Raw genomic sequence first — 19,223 nt, forward strand, 5'->3', positions numbered from 1 at the left:
TAAAACCACCATTACTTCCTCTTCCGGACCCTTATATTTGTTATCGAATTAACCTGGGATGGAATTGTGGCACAAAAAATCCTCATAATAGACGATGATGCCAAGCTTCGTTCTTTACTGAGCGAATACCTCTCGGGCTATGGCTTTTCGATTTCCTGCCTGTCGAACGGCGGCCAGCTCATGGAAATACTGGCCCAGGCCAAGCCGGACCTGGTGGTGCTTGATGTAATGCTTCCCCAGGAAAACGGGTTGGACCTTTTGAAAAAAATTCGCGGTGCATCCCTGGTGCCGGTGATCATGCTCACGGCCAAGGGAGAGGAAGCAGACCGCATTGTGGGCCTGGAGCTGGGCGCAGATGATTACATGGCAAAGCCCTTCAACCCCAGAGAACTTTTGGCCCGTATAAAGGCGGTGCTAAGGCGGCCGCGCGGGCCTGTTTCGAGCCCGGTCAACCAGACAGTTCTCAGGGCCGGCGGCATGGAGCTGGATACGGACCTTCGCATTCTAAAGGCTCAGGGGATGGACGTAGAGCTCTCCCAGACCGAGAGCAAGTTACTGGCAGTGCTGATGAAAAACCCCAACAAGGTCTTCAGCCGCGATGAGTTGCTTAACATAGCCCGGGGTCGGCAGATGATGGCCTTTGACCGCAGCATAGACGTGCATATAAGCAACCTGCGCAATAAACTGACGCCTTTTCCCGGATTAAAAAACGTTATCAAGACAGTATGGGGTACGGGCTATCTGTTTCAGGAAATTCCATGAAAGCGCTGGGCCTGTACCACAAGATCCTGCTTTCCTTCTTTATAATGTTGGTCCTTATTCAAGCCTTTATGATCGGCAGTTTTATTCTTTTCAAGGGGCCTCCCCCGCCTGAGGTGGATGAAAAAAAATTCAGAGCCCTGGCTCTTTTGGCTGAAAACTTCGCAGAAAACACTTTCGGTCAATACGATAAAAAGGAAAACGAAATCAGGGCCGTCTCAAAGATGGTCCAAAAACTGGGGCAAATAACCAAAGGCAAGGTTTGGCTCACAGGCCAGGGAATTCCGGAGAAAATAAACACTTTCGGCCCCCTGCCTCCCCTGCCATCGTCTACTGATCCCAAGTGGCGGCACTTCAGGGAATTCAGCATTTGTCATCTGCCCCCCGAAGCCATGATCATATCCATTCCCCTGGCTGGGGCCCCCTGGCCCGATACTCGGCTGCTTCTGCAAAGAAAACGCCCCACTCCTCTGCCGCCGCCGCACAAGCCTTTTCTTATCCGGCTCGCCATTATCTGCCTCTTGCTGGCCATACTGGCTGTGCCTGTTTCCCGTTTTATTGCCAGCCCCATTAACAAACTGAGGCGCTCGGCCCTTATGATTGCAGACGGCGACCTGGCCCACAGGGCGAAAATCGAGACCAGGGATCAAATCGGAGAGCTGGCCCGTGCCCTGAACCACATGACAGACCGGCTGGAACAGATGATCATAGCCGGAAGAGAACTTTTGGCTTATGTATCCCACGAACTCAGAAGCCCCCTGGCCCGCATAGGCGTGGCCGGACAGATGTTGGAAGATGCCCTGAATAAGGGGGACACCCAAAACAGCCTTCGTTATCTGCAAAGTATTAAAGACGAAATCCACCAAATGGAAGATTTGCTCTCAAGCATTCTTCTGCTTTCCCGCCTGGATTTGCAGCAGGACCCCTTTAAGCGGGGCCCCCTGGAATTGGCCCATTTGCTTGAAGCCCTTTTGGCCAAATATGAAACATTTTTCAAGGGCCGTGAATTGCGCCTGATAAGCGATCTGGCGCTGTCGGCCCCCATACTGGGGGATGAAGACGCCATTAACACCGCCATTTCAAACCTTTTGGATAATGCAGCCAAACACGCACTACCGGGGGTGATAGTGCGGGTTTCCTTGAAACGAAAGTCCCATAACTTAATTTTCAGTATAAAAAATCCGACGCAAGAGCTTTCTGTTGAGGAGCTTGGGCGTATTTTTGAACCCTTTTTCCGGGGCGAAAACACGGGCCAACCAGGCTCAGGCCTGGGCCTGGCCCTGGCCAAACGCATTTTTGAGGAGCACGGGGGAAGTCTTAGGGCAAACTGGGAAAAGGGAGAGTTTATGGTGACAGCCGAAATGCCGGCCTTGTGACAAACTCAAGAATCACCCCCAAATTGCCAGCAGCAGTTATCAAAAACCACATGGGAAGCGGTCACCTCCTAATCACAATGCGCATGTAGAAAGCAGCATTCCGGTAGCCGATATTTCTTATTTTTCAAACGCCTCGCTTGTGATTTAGCTCCCGGCTTTTTTTCTGAAAGCCAAGAGGGAATAAGGGCGGCCAACCAACCCCACAGCCTCTTAAGCCACTCCTTTATTTTTGAGCAAGCATCCAAACAGTAATCTCCAGTCACTTGGGTCGTCTGTTGACAGAAGGTGCAGAGCATGTCATTATTCACTAAATTACTTATTTACTAATTTATTAAATTACTAAAGGAAAACAAAATGAAAATTCCCCATAACCTGAAGCATAAACCGGTTATTACGGTGGAAGATTACGAGAAGATAGATGGCCGAACAGCCCGCAACACCGATGCCAAGGGCCTTTCTTTGGGTTTGGCCCAATGGAACGATCGCGGCAAAGTTGAGATCTCGGCCAAGGTATGGCGGCACACTGGGGGAAAATGGTCCCGCCAGTCAGAGGAGCTTCCCCTGCATCGAGTATTGGACTTGGCGATTCTCATCAGCCAGGGGCTTCAGCACTTCCGGGAGGCCTACAGGTATGAAAAACTCTACGATGAAAACAACCCCCAAATCGCCAGAGTGGGCTTACAAGGCGATGCCATGACTGTCTCGGTTTGCGTTGACAATGAAAAGATAGATGAAGATATGCAACTTTTTTATCAGGCCCTGCACGATGATGACGAATTGATCGGAGAACGCCTTCAGACTTTATCCCGCATTCTAAAGGAAATGGGGTATTGATTGATTAACAAACTACACAGGTAAAGGGGGCGGTCCGCCAGTCGGTGATCCGCCCCCTTAAGCCCTTTCATCCTTTTCGCATCGGCTCGTTTCTTAATCCTTATCCGCCTCAAATATACGGGCAAAATCCCTTTGCATGCTCACCAGGGTCCAGCCTCTCTGCCTGGCCTGATCCAAGGCCAGATCAAGGCGCCCCACATGAGACTTGCGGTCATAGGCAAACTCCCTTTGGGCGTCATCATGGTGCAAAAGCATCATATAGCGCGGGCCGGCTCCAGCGGCGGTCCACTGGAGCATGGCCAGGTCGCCGTCAGAGTTTCCCACTGCCATGAGGGGCCTTTGCCCGATAACCAAATCTATGTTTAACGTCTTGATCTGCTTATCATTAATAATATTCAGCTGGGGAAGCTTGACCACCTCGGCCGCACCGTCTTTATTCCGCCACTTGTTCTTAAGGCTGGAGCCGATAACCTGCTCGCAAGGTATGCCGTAAACCTTTTTTGAAAAAGCCCGGATAAAATCCACGCCTCCGCCGGAGACTATGTAGGTTTTAAAGCCATTGGCCCGCAAAAAGGCCAGCAACTCGAGCATGGGCTGATAGACCATATCCACAAAACGCAGGCGCTTTTGTGGATGCCGGGTTGTCTCAGGCCAAGCCCGGACCTTTTCCCGCATCTCCCGGCTGGTCATTCCGGCACGGGTGAGGCCGATCAACTCCAAAATCCCCTTTTCTCCCAACTTGGCCAAACGGCTTGAGTCGCCGGAAAGGGCGGCCTGAACCGTTGGGTTATTCTTCCATTCCGGATGGTTTGGAGCCGTCTCGTTTAAGCGGTCAAGAGCAAAAAACAACGGAAAATAAAGAGGCTTTTCCGCCCAAAGGGTGCCGTCGTTATCAAAAACCGCAATGCGTTTTAAGGGAGGCATGTACTCCGGTCCGCCTTGCCGGGTCACTTTCTCCACAAACCCGATAACAGACTTTTTAACAGCCCCGTCCCGCCAGGAAGGCAAAGGATCTTGGCCGGCCGCAAACCCGGCTGCAGACCAGACCAACACAAGCACCAATGCCGCCCAAAAACGTAAATACTTTTTATTTTTCATATGCCTGCTCCTAGGGGCCCGAAGCAAAGGGCTGCCGCTCCTCTGCCCTACCCCTAAAAGGCGGCGCCCGGCCTGGGCCGGGCGCATTCACATTTCACAGGGGTCAAAATTCTAATGGCCGCCAACAGGGGTTTTCAGCCTTTCCATTACCTGATCAATGGTAAAGCTGGCTGCCTTTTGACGGGGCGGGAAATCCTTGAACGTGGTCAAGAAATTGCCCACATATTGCTGGGCCGGAATCAATAAAAAGGCGTGGTTCAAGTACCAGTCCCAATAGGTGTTGGAGATCACATCCGCCTTTTCATAGGGATCTGCCCGCAGGTTGAACAACTTGGGCAACCTCAAAAGCACATAGGGCTCGCTCCAGATCCGTAAGGTCCCGGGGCGCGCTGCTCGGCAAATACAAACTTCCAGTTGTCAAAGCGCAGGCCGGTCAAATCGCCGTCGTCTGAGAAGTAAAAAAACTCCTCCCTGGGGCTTTTTTCTGTTTGCCGGTGAAATAGGGCACGAAATTATAGCCGTCCAAATGGACCTTGTAGGTTTGGCTGCCTGCCTTGTAGCCCTTTTTAAGCTTATCCTTGATATCCGGCACTCCGGCTATGGCCAGCAAGGTGGGCATCCAATCCAGGTGACTCATAATCTGATTGGAGACGCTGCCGGGCTTTATCTTATTTGGCCAACGCACCATGGCCGGAACCCGGTAGGCCCCTTCCCAGTTGGAGTTTTTCTCGTTGCGGAAGGGAGTCATGGCCGAATCCGGCCAGGTGTTCATATGGGGTCCATTATCCGTGCTGTAGAAAACTACGGTGTTGTCGGCAATGCCCAACTCATCGATCTTGTCCAAAACCGCGCCCACGTTTTTATCATGGTCGATCATCACATCGTGATAAATCCCTTGCCAGCGCCCGGCCTGGCCAACGCTCCCCGGCTTGGCATGGGTGCGAAAATGCATATGGGTGAAGTTGACCCACAGAAACACCGGTTTGCCTGCCTTGACCTTTTGCTCCAAGAAGGCGCAGGCCCGCTTTGCCACCTCGTCATCAATTATCTGCATGCGCTTTTTGCTAAGAGGTCCGGTGTCGGTGATTTTTTGGCTGCCGTCCGGATTGGCTATGCTGTGGATAACCCCACGCGGCCCATATTTCTTGCGAAAGGCCGGGTCCTTGGGATAGTCGGGCAGCTCCGGCTCTTCCTCGGCATTTAAGTGATAGAGATTTCCGTAGAACTCGTCAAAGCCATGGGCCGTGGGCAAAAATTCGTTTTTATCGCCAAGATGATTCTTGCCGAACTGACCGGTGGCATACCCTTGAGCCCTTAAAAGAGCGGCGATTGTGGGGTCCTCAGGCCTTAAGCCCAAATCCGCCCCCGGCAGCCCCACCTTGCTGAGCCCGGTGCGATATACGCTTTGACCTGTGATAAAAGCGGAACGCCCGGCCGTGCAGCTCTGCTCGGCATAATAATCCGTGAATATCATCCCCTCTTTGGCCACCCGGTCAATATTGGGCATGCGATAACCCATAAGCCCCATTGAATAGGCGCTCACATTGCTTTGCCCTATGTCGTCCCCCCAGATGATCACAATATGAGGCTTTTCCGCCTTTGCCCCCCAAACCCCACCGGCAGGAAGGCTGATAAACAAAAATCCAAGCAGGCAAATAACGGCGACTCTTTTGATAAGGGAAGCCAACAGTTAAATATTATTCAAGATTTAGGGATCTTAGATGAACGGAGGAGATACGCTTGGTCATTTTAGTATTAAATTTTAAATTCTAGTACCTAATTTAGCACTTGAGCAACTTCTATCCCATATGGTACTCAAACAAAGAAACAAGTATTCAATAAGCTACCAACTCCTAAAGGGCCTGAACAATGCACATCACGATAACGCAAAACGACTGGGTTAAATTTTCCTTACACACTCGCCGTGAACTAAGGAGATACATAACAGAGCAATTCCAGGCGACAGAAGACGAGGGCAATGAAACAGATTCCGGATACGAAGCAATGTATGAGCTTAATGAGCAAATGCTGAAAACCTTTATGATGGGAGTTTCGGAAACGACCAAAAATTTCCTGAAGTGCTTCACCAAAAACGGAAAAGGAAGCGTTGATGAGCTACTCGAGGCCACCGGTTACGAAAGTCTTCAAGATTTTCGGGGAGTTCTTGGCGGCATCACACGTAGAATGCGAAAATTGTTTAGCGACCCAGATGCGTATATCATTGATTGGGAAGACAATGAAAACGATGAAAAATACGAAGGTAACTATTACCTAAAGGAAGGAACGCGGCAAGCTCTTGAAAACTACTTTAAGGAACAAACGAAATTAGTTGTGTAATTAATGGCCTTCTCTTAGATACTCTGAAATGATTTGAGCCGAACAATTACGACCATAGAGCACACTATTTTACCGCGATGGTTTTCAATCCCAATCGGCCCGGGGCGGGAATATACAGCCCCGGGCCGTTAATCAAGCCAAGTAATCTCTAGTCCCCTTGATCATGGGACCTGATATCCCCAGCTATGGCATTTCAGGCAATAATCCTCGGAAGTTTTGTGCACGTGGTGGCAGCTCAAGCACTCCAGTTTACCCTCGTGGTGAGCATGGGGATTAGGGTCTATCTCCTGGGTTAACTCGGCCAATTTACTATAATCTCCATGGCAGGCAATACAGCTGGAGGAAGGCGTCTTTTGGGCCGGCGGATCTTCTTTGTGGCAGTCCGCGCAAGATACATCCGCGCTTTTGTGCTTCTCCTCCAGCAACACCCTTTTCCCCGGCTGTTTATCCTCTGAATAAGAAATCCCGGCGCAAATCAAAATAACGGCAAACGCCAAAACCACATATTTCATGGTTGTAACTTTCGATACTATATAAATCTTAACTTTGTCTTCGGCCGGATTTCAGAAAATCCGGCCGAAGCTGTCAGGCCTAAATCAGCACCAGGGCTTTACAGCCGCCGCGTTTTTACCGGCAATACGACCGAATGTGATACACTCACTCAAGTTGCCGCCACCTTGATAAACAAATTTGAATGCCGAGGATATTTCTCCGGCCGTAAACAGCCTGGGGATCGGCTTTCCATCCCAGTCAACCACTTCCCGACTGGCATTGCAGGCGATTCCGCCTTTTGTGTTGGGGCCACCGGGGTAGATGGCAATTGCATAGAAAGGCGGCTTGGCAACCGGTCCCAGGGTTCTCTTAAGGCGTTTGAAGCGGTCTTTTCCGGACTCGCATCCGGCATTGTAATCTTTGACTGCATCAACGAGGTTGGCCGATTCGAACAGCTTCCGGTTCTCCGGATGGGCCTTGATCCGGTCCGCCAGTTTTTCGAGGCTGTCCGCCTGCATGATCCATCCTCGTTTAACCGCGTCCATGTTATCTTTGGACCAAGAGATGTAATCATAACCTGGGGTGGAAATACCCTGGTAGGTCAGGCACCTCTTTGATCTCAAGTTTTCATCAAAGATCAGCCAACTGGGCACACGGGGATAAACCAGCTTTAAGATATCCAGATGAACGGCTTCTTTATAGAACAGGTAGCGGCTCGGGTCCTTGGTGATTAAATGCTCGGCGGCATAGCGTCGGCCAAAGCTGTCAACGACAATGGAATTGGGCTTACCTACAGCCGGGGTTATCATGCCCATCTTTAGCCCATGGTGCCTGACCGGCAACACAGCTATCATCCTGGAAGCCGCCTTACCAACCTTATCCAAGGCGCCCCCTATTTTGGCCACCATTTCAATGCCGTCACCTGTGTTGGCAGGTGAGCCGTAAAATCCCCAGCCTTCAACTCCCGGGCCTTCCAAAAAGGCCCTACGCATGCGCAGGTTATATTCGTAGCCACCGGTTGTGACCACAACAGAACGCCGCGCCTTGCAGTTAAACGTCTTACCGGCCCTTTCCGCCTTTACCCCGATAATCTGGCCGGAATGATCCCGCAGAAGCTCCCTGCCAGCTGTTTCATACATGATTTTTGCGCCGCTTTTTTTCACACCTTCCAGGAGCACCTGGAAAAAAGCCTCGCCATTCATTTTTTGTGATTTGGGGAGATCCTTCGTTTTGGCATTAAAATCGGCCTTGCCGGTATAGGTGCTGCCGTAAACCTTATATTTCGCGTCTTTTGCGCCCGGGAAATTGGGGAAAGCGGCACCCTTGAAACCACCAAAACTCACAGTCTGATAAGTCGGATCGATCCTTTTCAAAAACGGTGCATTATCCGGAACATAAGCGGCAAAGGCCTCGGCCAGCCCTTCCGCCAGCTTCTGGTCCTGCTCCCCTTCCAGTTTCCAGGGGATGTTGTTCCCGCTGAACATGGCTTCTGCATACGCCTTTAAGGCAGCCTTGTCTCCAGAGGGATCAGGGCTATGGAAAATGCCACCGGACATACGGGTGTTGGAGTAATGGCTTTTTTGCGGTTGTTTTTCCAAAATCAATACCCGAGCGCCGGCTTTGGCCGCTTCAATAGCCGCGCAGGCCCCAGCGCCGCCAAACCCTAAAACGACCACATCCGCTTCGGCATCCCAGCGAGTCGGCGCCTTGGCTGCCGAAGCTTCCTTGGCACTTATCATATTGCCAAGGGCCAGGGAACCGACACCGACCAAAGATGTTTTAACAAAGTCGCGCCTGGACTTTGTGTTTTCATGATTTTTCTTATCCATTTTTAAACTCCCTCGGACATATTTGTCCTGATTAGAGGGTCAAAACCGACCCCAAAACCTTTGCAAAAATGCAGTTTCGGCTATCCTCTGTAGTAAAAACAGTTTTGCGATTGTATATTCCGGCAGACAAACAGAAAAAGCTTCTCAAGCGATAAGCGTATTTCAACAAACTAAAACCGTACTTAACTGTTTTGTTAAGGGAAATGACGATATGAACTAAGGATAAAATAAAAATCTTTGTTTTTAAATAGACAGACATATTAAGCTACTGTTTTCCACTTAAAGCTATGTCAATCATCTACTTTCAACAGGGGCAAAAAGAGAGACAAAACAAAGCCGACCCCAAAACACTGCGCTTAACTACTTGTCGGCATTCCAAAAATCTATATGCCAGCCAGATATTCTTTAGAAGCTTCCAAGGCAGTCAGTTTAAATCTAAGGCAACTCATGAGTTAGATAAATAGGCTCATGAGCCTATTTTCACAACATAGGCACCCTATTTAAGCAGCAGCTAATTACCCCAATTGGCCTAATATTGTGCAAGCTTATTTCTCAGGATATTTAAAAAAATAAATAAGATCTCTGAGCATTAAGGCTGGCTAAACAAATCATTAAACTATATTGCTGGATAATGTAAGCAGTCGGCAAGATAAGATACAAGTTATTCTCTTTGAGCTGAAGGTGCCGATCCAAAATCACCAATCGCAAAAAGCAAAACAGCACCCCTAAAAAGTTACTACCCCGCTGCTAGTTAACTGTTTTTTCTAGCATCTCCATCCCCTGAACAGATCCTGAAAAATCATTTTTTACCACCTTAAAATCCTGTCACGCAAAACCACCGAATCTACTTTCCCTGACACTGGTCCTGGTAGAATGGTTCACTTTGTGAAATGTAGTTCGGCAAACGCGGGGGTTGGCCTTAAGCAATAAACGGCGGTCCTCATTTTTAGGACAGGTAGGCGGCGAAAATAAGGTTGAATTGGCCAGTCATTTTTAAGCCGCCTTTGGCAGTGCCCGAAAGTATGCCTCATCCGGGGTGTGGTCTTCCAGTGAGGAATGAGGTCTTTCGGAATTATAGAAACCAATCCATGTCGCCAACCCCTTTCTCAGCGAGCAGGGATCCGCATATTCGTTGATGCATACGCACTCGTACTTGAGCGACCACCACACTCGCTCGATGAAAACATTGTCCCTCCAGGCCCCCTTGCCATCCATGGATATCTTGATGTCGTGTTCTTTCAGAAGCCCCGTGAAGGCAAGAGAGGTGAATTGGCTTCCCTGATCTGTGTTGAAGATGTCAGGCGTTCCGTAATCCCTGATGGCGTCCTCCACGGCGGCCCAGACCTGGTTGGGTCGGTCAATAGCGAGCCCTCTCGGCAGGTGCGGATAGACCAGGTGTTTCGGGTGTGGCCTGGTGGTTTTGGGCCGGGGATACACAGCCTCCAAACCCATCTTCCTCATCAGGCGGCGCACCTTTTTCCGATTAATGCCGTAACCCTTCCTACGCAGGTGGCTGGACATCCGGCGGCTGCCGAAGAATGGGGCTTTTAGCCACTGCTTGTCTATCAAGCGCATCAGCTTCAGGTTTAGCGGCGATTCCCCCTTGCCGTGATAATAGAACGATGAACGGGACACCCGCATCAGGGCCCACTGGCGGGTGATGCTGAGCCGGCGGTGTTTGGGAGTTATCATGTCCAACCTCCGAGCGTGACTCAACGTCCGAAGACCTTGGCTAAAAAATCCCTCTCCACGATCAGTTCGCCGATTTTGGCGTGCAACTCCTTTATACGGGCTTCCTGGTCGTCTTGCCGGGGGCTGCGGCCCCCCTTGGCAAAGGTGTCGGCCATATCGTCCATGGCCTGCTTTTTCCACTTGGTGATCATGGTGGGGTGGACCTCGGTGACGACAACTCGGCGATCGTCATCTCGCCCTTAATCGCTTCAAATGCCGCCTTGGCCTTGAAAGAGGCGCTGTGGGTTTTACGTTTGGCCATTTGCATCCTCCATCTTTCTCGGCCAATTCTACCTTAACCACCTGTCCGACTTTTGGGGACCACCTCTTCTCCAAAGAACTGGGCGGGGCCCGCATATTTTTAAAACGCGAGGACCTGACCCACACCGGGGCTCACAAGATCAACAACGCCCTGGGCCTTAACCAGGCGCTAAAAACAAAATAAGACTTTTTCTCTCCTCCATCGGGCTACCAGCCGGGGGGCTTTTGCCAACGGCCCCCCGGCCGATGGCCATCACTTTCTTCCCAATTGGCGCCCAAAGGGGAAGTTCTTTCCCCTTTCTGCGGACCAGACAACAGCACTGCCCCGCCAACTAGCTGTATATACTAAATGTAATATTTCAAGCACTTGGCATGTTTATTGCGTTTTTTAACACCCGGATTGCCAAGCTGCCAGAAATCGGGGAGGGATTGTCATGGAGGTATCCAGCACTCAAGCCAGTGACTATGTCTACAATGTGAGCCGGGGCCGGATGGCTGTGGGCGCGGGGGAAAAGGGCTCGGCACAAGGTGTGATGACCCAGGACACCGTGCAAATTTCGGATGAGGCCCGGGCGCTGATCCAAAAAAGCCATGAAGAGGCCATGACCCGAGCGGAATCGGATCCGCAGGAGGAGGAGGAAACCATACTTCCCGTGGAGGCCTATTCTTTGCCCGGCTGGTACGCCGACCTTTGCTCGGAACTCAACATGGTGGACACCCAGATCGGGGGTTATTATTCCGAAACCCGCCAGGCCGCCTATGACGCGCTCAGCAACCAGGGGAAAAAGGACCTGGCCGAATACAACTCAACTTTGCATAAGTACTTCAGCCAGGAGCTTAAAAACCACGGCATAAAGGACGCAAGCGATTACTACCGGGAGATCGTGCAGAATCAGAACGGGGTAAGCGATCAAATGGAACAGGCGGTCAAACAGCGCCTGGCCGATAATCCCAGGGCCATGAAGCTGATGGCTTACTTCGGCCTGTCCTTGGAGGCATAGTCGGCAGGAAAACGGGCGGGGATCATGCCCCGCCCGCACTGATCCAGCGCATCTTTGCCGGACACCGAGTTAAGATGTGATGAATGTGGTCATCCCCCAGTTTGGGATAATGGTCTTGGGAAAGAATGGACCATTAACCGGAGGGAAGACCATGATTTATGTTGGCATGGACGTACACAAGAAGACCACCACTTATTGCGCCATCAATGAAGAAGGCAAAGTGATTCGCCGCGCTACAGTTCCCAGTGGTGAAGCCGGCTGGCTGGAAGCTGTACAAGATTGGCTTGCTGATGGTTTAGAAGTTACGCTTGAGACCGGATGCATGACCTGGTGGGCGGTTGATGTTCTTCGAGTAGCCGGAATTGAGCCGGTTGTGGTTAATGCCCGTCAGTTCAAGATGATCTCGGACAGCAAGAAAAAGAGTGACCGCCATGACGCCAGAGCGCTTGCCGAAGGTCTGGGTGGTGGTTTGGCACAACGGATTGCGGTCAGCGTTCCAGACCAAAAGACCCGCCGGGCCAGAGCTTTGATGCAGACCAGGCAGCACATTCTCAAACAAAAAAAACATGAGCATAAACATGGCAAAGGCAATGCTGCGTTCGGTTGGTGTTGAGCTAAAAAAGAGTCAGTGGCCCAAAGAGAAAAACTGGGAAACAGTTCTGGACAATCCGGCAGTCCCCTTGTGGATGAAGCCGCTCTTGGTCACGCATCGCAGCATCTTGGAGCACCTTGAAAAGCAAAGGCAAGATATTGATGCCATGATCAATCAGGAACTGAGTGATTGGCCGGAAGCAGAGCTGCTATATGAGATGCCTGGATTCGGCCCCATTGTCACCATGGGTATTCTTAGCGGAATCTGAGATGTGAAGCGATTTAAGCGTGCAAATCAGCTGTCCAGCTATGCGGGCTTGATTCCATCGTCCCGCGACAGCGGTTCTATGCAGCGCCGGGGAGGGATAACCAGACAGGGCCGCAGCTTGATGCGTCACTTTTCGGTTCAGTCAGGCTGGGTGGCAATGCGAAGTAAACGTCTCACACCGTCATTGCGTAAATGGGCCAAAAGGCTGATCGTAAAACGGGGCTGGAAGGTGGCGGCGGTTGCCCTGGCCAGAAGGCTGTTAGTTTTTGCGTACAAATTTTTGAGAACTGGTGAGGTTTATAATCCGGCATATCCTGCTGTGGTTTGAGGGAAAGATAAACCTTTATGAACTGCAAATAATGCAACCACGCTTTTCGGGGATTGGCGTTGAACCTGGCTACTCGCTTGTAGCAAAAACTACCTCGTTAAGATTAGGAACGCCGATTCTCGATCTACATCCATGCGCCAAAAATTGCTGAGCGCGAAGAGAAGCTTGAAGGCGTGATTGCTTATTGTTTGATGCCTTATCTAAAAGAGGAAAACGGCTATTAATAGATTTATTCCTTGACCAAATGGACCACACTCAGAGAAGCGAGTAATTTGCTTTACGGATGTGTTCCATGGCATCACAGAAAAATCGGAAGCAAGGTCCCCGCCGTCGTTTCTCGGCGGAGTTCAAGACAGAGGCACTTGGCTTGGCTGAGCAGGTTGAAGTGAGAGGGGCAGCAAAGCAACTAGGCCTTCATGAATCCCAGCTTTACGCCTGGCGCAAGAAAGCCAGGTATGAGGCCAGCCGCAGTGAGACTGAGAAGGAACTGGCCATTGAAGATGGCAGGCTGAAGCGGCAGCTTGCCAAGCAGGCCGAGGAGATCGAAATATTTAAAAAGGCAAGCGCGTACTTTGCGAAAAGCCTGAAGTGAAGTACGCATTCATGGCTGGCAACACAGGCAAATTCAGCATTGCTGCTCAATGTGAGGCATTTGGGGTGTCACGCAGCGGCTATTACACCTGGCGGCATCGGCGGGATAATCCTGGCAATTGGGGCCTGTTTGGGTGATGGACTGGTCCCGCGGCCGGCAGCTGTGACCTTTGATGTTTCGGCGGACCGGTTCAGTTTCAGGCGTTGCAGGTCGTCCCACAGGCCTTCGCTGTTCAGCTGCTTCCCCAGGGCGCCTCCTTTACAGAAGCGCTCATACTAGCGCAGGGGCCGCTAGGCGATCCGGGGGAAGAGGCTCTCAGCCACCTCCGTCGGTTATGGTGCCTATTCATTTAGAAAACCTACGGAGTGTGATGGCCCCTCTCAATTCCCGCCAGCGCCATTTACGCCAGTATTAGGACTCAATTTAGGAATCAGGTCGACAACCTCCAGTAAAAAATAATACTCAATCAACTCCATATACATTCAAAGCTTTGCCTGCTTTGGTTAAATCATAGCAGGCAACATAAAATAACATCATCAGTGGTGGATGCATTTTCCTCTGAATAAAAAAATGTGGTTCCGGCCAAAGCCGGAACCACATTCACAGAACGTGTACGTATCAGGCTAGAAGCGCATCATGGCGGGGTTTTCCTGCACCCTGTGGTTCACCCCTTTGGCCCTATTGCGCGGCAGAATGTAGTTGACCTTGGGATAGGTCCCTTTATTGGCCAGCAGGGGAGCAGCTTCTGGCAGCTTTTTACGGATTTCGCTGTTAGGGTCATCCAAGTCACCGAAAATCATGGCCTTGGAAGGGCATGACGCCACACAGGCCGGTTGGAGCCCTTTATCCACCCGATGGGCGCACATGGTGCATTTGGAGCCTAGGTCGGGTTCGTGGTTACGGTGGCCCGTGGCCAGATCATCCAGGTGGGTTTTGTCGCCCGGGAAGTATTTTTTCTCCGGGGCTATGGTGATGGCGCCATAAGGGCACGCCTCAACACAGTCCCCTGCTCCGCCGCATTCATCCTGGTCAATAATCACTATCCCGTCGGGCCGCTTCTTTATGGCCCCCACCGGACAAGCAGGCACGCATAGCGGATCTTCACAGTGCATGCAGGAATTTCTTATGAACACTATAGAATCGGAAAGCTCGTTTTCCAGTTCCAGAATCTTGTTCCAGCTCACACCAGGCCGGGTCAAGTTTTCCTTTTTACAGGCTATGACACAGGTCATACAGCCCGTGCACCGGTTCAAGTCTACAATAATTCCGTATTTAGGCATTGCAATCATCCCTTTTTTTAAGCAAGTGGGGCTAAGCTTTCACCACCTGGCACGGAGTGTCTTTAAAGGGCGGATAGCCCGAAATCGGGTCGAACTGCCTGGGAATCAGCTCATTGATATTAGCTTTGGCCCACCCATGCATCATGCCGACCACTCCCTCCTTCATCAGGACGGTCGGTTTGGCCACTACCTCGATCTGTCCCCACTGGGTTTTCAAGCTGATTTTATCGCCCTGCTTGATGCCGCGATTGGCGGCATCCTTGGGATGGAGAGTCAGGACCGGTTCAGTCTGTAATTCAAGCAGCCAGGGGGAGTCCTTGCGCCACTTGCTGTGGGTGATGTAGGGAATCCGGGATCCCGATACCAGGATCAGGGGATATTCCTCACTGGTCGGCATGGTCTCCTTGTATTCGGGCAGAGCCGGGTGGCCATGCTTTTTGAGCACCTCGGAAACCGCCTCTATCTTTCCGGTGGAGGTGCCGAACTTGACCCCCTTTTTGTGCTTTTCAAAGGCTTCCGGTTTCTTGGCCGGCACGGTTACACCCTTGGGCAGGGCCTTACGCAGATCGTCGTAGGTCAGGTTCCACATTTTGAGGATCTCATTGCAGGCAGCTTCCGGATCGCCATTGAAACAGGTCTTGCCGTGGCCCAGGCGGGTGCCCAACTCCAAGGCGATCCGCCAGTCCTCCCGGCACTCGCCCTGGGGCTTGAGCGGGGTGCGGGCGTAAAGCGTGCGGCCAAACACCGCAAAAGGCGCCAGGCGTTCATAGTTCATGGCGGCTGGCAGCAACACATCCACATGGCTGTGAGTCCAGGGGCGGTAGAAATAATCCACGGCCATGGTGAATTCCAGCTTGTCAAAGGCCTCCATATACTCATGGGACTGCGGCCAGATCATGAGGTTCAGCCCCCAGCCCAAAAAGGCCTTGAGTTTACCTTCGTTGATGGATTCCACGATGTGGTTGCCCTGGATCTCCCAAATCTTCTCGGCCCAGACCGGGTAATACTTGGCATCCAACCGATGCTCCGACCAAGCCAGCCTCTGTTTGCGCATGGAGAATTTAGGCGGTCCATTGGCCCAGGGGCCGGCCATGCCTTCCAATGGGTTGGTGGGTTTTGTGATACCGCCGGGCACATCAATGTAACCGCAGACGGCCGGAACCATAAGCAGCCCGCGATGGTTGTTGCAAGCGTTAAGATCGTGGGTGGTGGCTTGGGCGTTGGTCATCAGCCCGCCCGGAGCGTTTGAGGCGTACAAGCGGGCGGCGTTTATTATGAGCTGGGCAGGCACGTCTGTGATTTTTTCCACCCTTTTGGGGTCGAAATCAGCCACATAAGCCTTCAACTCTTCTATGCCGTGAATGTAGTTTGCGCAAAAGTCCTTGTCTTCCAGGTTCTCCTTGAAAATTACGTGCATAAGCCCCGCTGCCAGGGCGGCGGTGGTGCCGGGCCGGACCTGAAGATGAATGTCGGCCAAGGTGCTCACCGTAGGGGTGATCCTGGGGTCGACCACAATGAACTTGACTCCGCGCTCCTTGGCATCCATAAGCTTGCCATGGCACATATGAGGCTGGCCCGAATAGGCTGGGTTAGTTCCCCAGACCAGCATGACCTTGGTTTCCTCGCTGGGCAAATTGCCCATGGTGCCGAAGCCATAGGTCAGGAACTCGGCCAGCATGGCGGACCTGCGGCAGGTGGTCGAGCTCTCACACCCGTAGTTGACCGAACCATAGACCGCAGCCAGGCGCTGGATCGCGGCTCTGGGCTCCTTGGGGTCGCCTGCATAGAAAAACACCGAGTGGGGGCCATACTGTTCCTTGATGCGGTTGATCTGCTTGATGATGGAATCATAGGCCTCATCCCAGCTGATGCGGACGAATCCGGGGTCGGAGGACCCCTTGGGATTGGTCCGCTTCATGGGGTATTTCAGCCGTTTTGGGTTATAGAGCCGCTGCATGGTGGCATAGCCCTTGGAACAGATTGGCGTGGCGGGATACCCCTGCCAAGGTTCAACGTTGGTTATCAGACCATCTTGATGCTGAAATTGAATGCCGCAGAATGGCACGTGGTTACAGCCATCGCAAAAGGTGTAGCCCACTTCTGCCTTGGGCTCGGCGGAGGTCTGGGCTTTCGCTTCCGGCACTAGGAATTTTGGCCCCAGGGAAAGCGCGAGCAAGCCACTGCCGCCAGCCTTCATGAAGGTGCGTCTGGGTATCGCCTTGTTAAACATTAAGTAACCTCCTCTTGCCCGATGGGCAATAAAGCCCTAGGTTGGGTCAATCAATTGTCAACTTTTGGGGTGCCTCTGTGTTTCCATGTAGAATCGACTGCTGCTCTTGAACGATCCAGGCGTCCTCCAGCTCCAGAAAACGGTCGGTAAAACAAGCAATTTTGGCATAGAACCCTGCAGGTGACATCTGCGCAGCCTTGCTCCTGAATGCGGGAATCCAGTTCAAAAGATGCCCCTGTATAAAATCCGATTGCCATTCAAGCAGTTTCCTGGCCTCGTACGGGCTGTTTTCAGCGGCTTGCTTGCTGCGTGCGCTGAGATGGGCCATAAGGGAAAGCTCCATGCTCAAATGGTCTTCCAGTTCATTAAAGCTTTCGCTCCTGGTCAATCCCGCCCTTTGATACTGTCTTCTAACCCTCAGGGCCGGACTGTCCTGGCCGGCGTGATTGCTGTCCGTATAGTGCGACTCGCATAACGGGATCGTATTCGGGCCCACCCCCAGGAAGCTGGAGGCATATTCCCGGGCCAGATACAGGAGGTGCTTTTCGCCGCCGCCAGCCGTGAGTTCCTCTATGAGCTGGCCGAGGTCCGCGGCCTCCTGCTGCAGTTGGTGGTCCGGTCCGCCCAGGCAGTCCAGATATGCTTCAGTCATATCCTTGAGCTGGCCCAAAGCCGCCCAGGCGTTCTGATCTATCTCAAATCCGAAGCAATGCGCGAGCAGGGTGTATAATGCCTCGCGCAGACTGTGAAAGCCGGGAGAATCCAGGCTGCATTCTCCAAGTCGGTCAGTTAGGTCAGGCTTAGCTGGCATCGGTGTTTTCTCCCCATATCAGACGGAACGCGTCGTTCATTAGATGTTCGTTTTTTTGGCAGGCCGGGCAAACCGGTCCAGCGTTATGGTCTATGAATTGTCTGTTACACGAGATGCAGGTGATCAGGGGCAGGGATTGGGCCCGGACAGGCTCGGCAGCGACCTCGCACATATCTAGCCCCGAGGTTACGGTCAAGGCGGAACATGGGCATAACTGCTGGCACAGGCCGCAGCCGCTGCAAAGAGCCTGTTCTTTCCATAACGATAACCTGTCATTTTCCCTTTGTAGCCGAAGGGCTCCGGAAGGGCAGACCCGGGTGCACACCCCGCATAGCCGGCACTGGTCGCCCACTTCTATTTTATGGAAATAGTCAGATTTGACCCCTGGCAGCTTCTTCTCAGGATTATTGCGGATATATTGCCGGATCAATTCCCTGCCAGGCAGGGCTTCGCCGCATTTGGGCATGGTTCTGGGAGGGGTTAGCACAGGAGCCGCATCACCTTTGGCGGCTTGGAACACTTTGCGGAAGCCGAACACCAAATCCCGTCTTGAAAATTCGGCATCTTTTTGTCTTTTTCGCATCAGGCCAGCGCGGAGGGCCTTCGCCTCGGCCAATTCGGATTCGGTGGCCCGGTTGATTTCCAATTTGAATTCAGGCCCGTCGATACATCCTTGCATTTGGGAAATAATGGCGCGTTCTTTTTCAAACAAGCCCCGTCCAGCCTGGAAGGAACAGGACGCACAGTCTCCGGTGATGATCCTCAGGGCAGCTGTGCCTTCAAACCAGCGCTGAAACAATGTGGAAAGGGTTACGGAACCCGCACAGGGAATGAATGGCTCACTCAGACGGGCTGAACCCACAGGGCCCTCCGGCCACAATCCGGAACAGAAATAATAATCGCGCGGAGGCGTGACGGCGATTCTGAAAGGGTCCCCAAAGGCGCCGTTGGGACAGGCCGAAATACACAGCCCGCAACCCAAGCAGCCGGTGGAGAGCACAGGACCCGTTTCATTGAATTCAATGGCTTTGGCTGGACAAATATCCTGACATATATGGCAGCTAAATGAATTACGCTTGAGCCTGGCACACCGATGAAGGTGGAAATCGCGGCGGATTAGCACAACGGGCTTTTTATCTGCTCTCAATTCGTTCATACTACCAGCTCAGCACAGATTCAGAACGAGCACGATATTTCATAGATCAAAAGTAGGTGATTTTTTTCACATATGTAAAAAAAATATACCGTCACTTCCAATTTATTCAATGCATCAGACAACAATAATTGATGATCCAATGTATAAAGTTCCCCTGCAATTGTGGACATAGAATAATCGCGAGGGGTGCTCTCCCCCCTTGCAACGAGGTTTGCGCTAATCAGCCTTAAACACCTTAACGCCGGAAAG

16 protein-coding genes and 4 pseudogenes are annotated in these 19,223 nt (G+C 51.9%); 10 read left to right on the plus strand and 10 right to left on the minus strand.

Translation table 11 applies throughout. The features are described from left to right. Positions 1-66: 66 nt before the first annotated feature. The 3 genes from X474_RS09250 (at position 67) to X474_RS09260 (ending at position 2,969) form a co-directional block, all read left to right on the plus strand. Entirely contained in the window at positions 67-762 is a 696-nt protein-coding gene (locus tag X474_RS09250; protein WP_044348312.1) for a response regulator, read from the plus strand. Next, on the plus strand, positions 759-2,135 hold the full coding sequence (locus X474_RS09255) for a sensor histidine kinase (RefSeq protein ID WP_044348313.1): 1,377 nt from the start codon (positions 759-761) through the stop codon (positions 2,133-2,135). The genes X474_RS09250 and X474_RS09255 overlap by 4 nt, the downstream gene beginning before the upstream one ends. Before the next feature lie 354 nt (positions 2,136-2,489). Continuing rightward, entirely contained in the window at positions 2,490-2,969 is a 480-nt protein-coding gene (locus X474_RS09260; RefSeq protein WP_044348315.1) for a DUF6530 family protein, read from the plus strand. A gap of 93 nt (positions 2,970-3,062) precedes the next feature. On the opposite strand, the gene X474_RS09265 is transcribed toward X474_RS09260, so the two are convergent. Next, positions 3,063-4,067, minus strand: coding sequence for an HAD family hydrolase (locus X474_RS09265; protein WP_044348316.1), 1,005 nt, complete (start codon positions 4,065-4,067; stop codon positions 3,063-3,065). Positions 4,068-4,178: 111 nt separating this feature from the next. Beyond that, positions 4,179-5,706 (minus strand): annotated as a pseudogene (locus X474_RS09270) (arylsulfatase). Positions 5,707-5,936: 230 nt separating this feature from the next. On the opposite strand from X474_RS09270, the gene X474_RS09275 reads away from it, so the two are divergent. Further along, positions 5,937-6,404 carry a hypothetical protein gene (locus tag X474_RS09275; protein WP_044348318.1) on the plus strand — a complete coding sequence of 156 codons (468 nt, stop codon included), beginning with the start codon at positions 5,937-5,939 and terminating at the stop codon, positions 6,402-6,404. A 161-nt stretch (positions 6,405-6,565) separates the two neighbouring features. On the opposite strand, the gene X474_RS09280 is transcribed toward X474_RS09275, so the two are convergent. From X474_RS09280 to X474_RS09290, 3 genes and pseudogenes are all read right to left on the minus strand, one after another. Then, complete coding sequence (locus X474_RS09280; RefSeq protein WP_052515044.1) at positions 6,566-6,916, minus strand: cytochrome c3 family protein; 351 nt, start codon at positions 6,914-6,916, stop codon at positions 6,566-6,568. Positions 6,917-7,000: 84 nt separating this feature from the next. After that, positions 7,001-8,725 carry an FAD-dependent oxidoreductase gene (locus X474_RS09285; RefSeq protein WP_044348320.1) on the minus strand — a complete coding sequence of 575 codons (1,725 nt, stop codon included), beginning with the start codon at positions 8,723-8,725 and terminating at the stop codon, positions 7,001-7,003. A gap of 993 nt (positions 8,726-9,718) precedes the next feature. Beyond that, positions 9,719-10,724 (minus strand): annotated as a pseudogene (locus X474_RS09290) (IS3 family transposase). Positions 10,725-10,757: 33 nt separating this feature from the next. Here X474_RS09290 and X474_RS09300 point away from each other — a divergent pair. The 6 genes and pseudogenes from X474_RS09300 to X474_RS09325 form a co-directional block, all read left to right on the plus strand. Next, positions 10,758-10,898 (plus strand): annotated as a pseudogene (locus tag X474_RS09300) (tryptophan synthase subunit beta); the annotation flags it as partial. Between the two features lie 253 nt (positions 10,899-11,151). After that, a complete protein-coding gene (locus X474_RS09305) occupies positions 11,152-11,718 on the plus strand; it encodes a hypothetical protein (protein ID WP_044348326.1) in 567 nt (188 codons plus the stop codon). A gap of 151 nt (positions 11,719-11,869) precedes the next feature. Continuing rightward, positions 11,870-12,331, plus strand: coding sequence for an IS110 family transposase (locus tag X474_RS09310; protein WP_056009599.1), 462 nt, complete (start codon positions 11,870-11,872; stop codon positions 12,329-12,331). Next, on the plus strand, positions 12,297-12,578 hold the full coding sequence (locus X474_RS09315; RefSeq protein ID WP_156360699.1) for a hypothetical protein: 282 nt from the start codon (positions 12,297-12,299) through the stop codon (positions 12,576-12,578). The genes X474_RS09310 and X474_RS09315 overlap by 35 nt, the downstream gene beginning before the upstream one ends. A gap of 3 nt (positions 12,579-12,581) precedes the next feature. Continuing rightward, positions 12,582-12,905: a transposase gene (locus tag X474_RS27230; RefSeq protein WP_082464261.1), complete on the plus strand. Its 324-nt coding sequence runs from the start codon at positions 12,582-12,584 to the stop codon at positions 12,903-12,905. A 292-nt stretch (positions 12,906-13,197) separates the two neighbouring features. Then, entirely contained in the window at positions 13,198-13,497 is a 300-nt protein-coding gene (locus X474_RS09325) for a transposase (protein WP_044348334.1), read from the plus strand. Between the two features lie 623 nt (positions 13,498-14,120). Here the strand turns inward: X474_RS09325 and X474_RS09330 are convergent. The 5 genes and pseudogenes from X474_RS09330 to X474_RS27235 form a co-directional block, all read right to left on the minus strand. Then, the gene (locus tag X474_RS09330) at positions 14,121-14,777 is read right to left on the minus strand and encodes a 4Fe-4S dicluster domain-containing protein (RefSeq protein WP_197282041.1); all 657 of its coding nucleotides are present in this window, start codon (positions 14,775-14,777) and stop codon (positions 14,121-14,123) included. A gap of 31 nt (positions 14,778-14,808) precedes the next feature. After that, positions 14,809-17,007, minus strand: coding sequence for a molybdopterin-containing oxidoreductase family protein (locus tag X474_RS09335; protein WP_044348335.1), 2,199 nt, complete (start codon positions 17,005-17,007; stop codon positions 14,809-14,811). A gap of 46 nt (positions 17,008-17,053) precedes the next feature. Further along, positions 17,054-17,818, minus strand: coding sequence for a TorD/DmsD family molecular chaperone (locus tag X474_RS09340; RefSeq protein ID WP_044348336.1), 765 nt, complete (start codon positions 17,816-17,818; stop codon positions 17,054-17,056). Beyond that, the gene (locus X474_RS09345; RefSeq protein WP_231688311.1) at positions 17,808-18,680 is read right to left on the minus strand and encodes a 4Fe-4S dicluster domain-containing protein; all 873 of its coding nucleotides are present in this window, start codon (positions 18,678-18,680) and stop codon (positions 17,808-17,810) included. Before X474_RS09345 ends, X474_RS09340 begins: the two co-directional genes overlap by 11 nt. Positions 18,681-18,758: 78 nt before the next feature. Continuing rightward, a pseudogene (locus X474_RS27235) lies at positions 18,759-18,974 on the minus strand (4Fe-4S binding protein); the annotation flags it as partial. Positions 18,975-19,223 lie beyond the last annotated feature (249 nt).

The sequence above is a fragment of the Dethiosulfatarculus sandiegensis genome, from assembly GCF_000931935.2.
GTDB classification, from domain to species: domain Bacteria; phylum Desulfobacterota; class Desulfarculia; order Desulfarculales; family Desulfarculaceae; genus Dethiosulfatarculus; species Dethiosulfatarculus sandiegensis.

What these genes read in the sequence shown, in the direction of transcription:
- X474_RS09255 (WP_044348313.1), top strand. Translation starts at nt 759, where the DNA reads ATGAAAGCGCTGGGCCTGTACCACAAGATCCTGCTTTCCTTCTTTATA.
- X474_RS09260 (WP_044348315.1), top strand. Translation starts at nt 2,490, where the DNA reads ATGAAAATTCCCCATAACCTGAAGCATAAACCGGTTATTACGGTGGAA.
- X474_RS09265 (WP_044348316.1), bottom strand. Translation starts at nt 4,067, where the DNA reads ATGAAAAATAAAAAGTATTTACGTTTTTGGGCGGCATTGGTGCTTGTG.
- X474_RS09275 (WP_044348318.1), top strand. Translation starts at nt 5,937, where the DNA reads ATGCACATCACGATAACGCAAAACGACTGGGTTAAATTTTCCTTACAC.
- X474_RS09280 (WP_052515044.1), bottom strand. Translation starts at nt 6,916, where the DNA reads ATGAAATATGTGGTTTTGGCGTTTGCCGTTATTTTGATTTGCGCCGGG.
- X474_RS09285 (WP_044348320.1), bottom strand. Translation starts at nt 8,725, where the DNA reads ATGGATAAGAAAAATCATGAAAACACAAAGTCCAGGCGCGACTTTGTT.
- X474_RS09305 (WP_044348326.1), top strand. Translation starts at nt 11,152, where the DNA reads ATGGAGGTATCCAGCACTCAAGCCAGTGACTATGTCTACAATGTGAGC.
- X474_RS09310 (WP_056009599.1), top strand. Translation starts at nt 11,870, where the DNA reads ATGATTTATGTTGGCATGGACGTACACAAGAAGACCACCACTTATTGC.
- X474_RS09315 (WP_156360699.1), top strand. Translation starts at nt 12,297, where the DNA reads ATGGCAAAGGCAATGCTGCGTTCGGTTGGTGTTGAGCTAAAAAAGAGT.
- X474_RS09325 (WP_044348334.1), top strand. Translation starts at nt 13,198, where the DNA reads ATGGCATCACAGAAAAATCGGAAGCAAGGTCCCCGCCGTCGTTTCTCG.
- X474_RS09330 (WP_197282041.1), bottom strand. Translation starts at nt 14,777, where the DNA reads ATGCCTAAATACGGAATTATTGTAGACTTGAACCGGTGCACGGGCTGT.
- X474_RS09335 (WP_044348335.1), bottom strand. Translation starts at nt 17,007, where the DNA reads ATGTTTAACAAGGCGATACCCAGACGCACCTTCATGAAGGCTGGCGGC.
- X474_RS09340 (WP_044348336.1), bottom strand. Translation starts at nt 17,818, where the DNA reads ATGCCAGCTAAGCCTGACCTAACTGACCGACTTGGAGAATGCAGCCTG.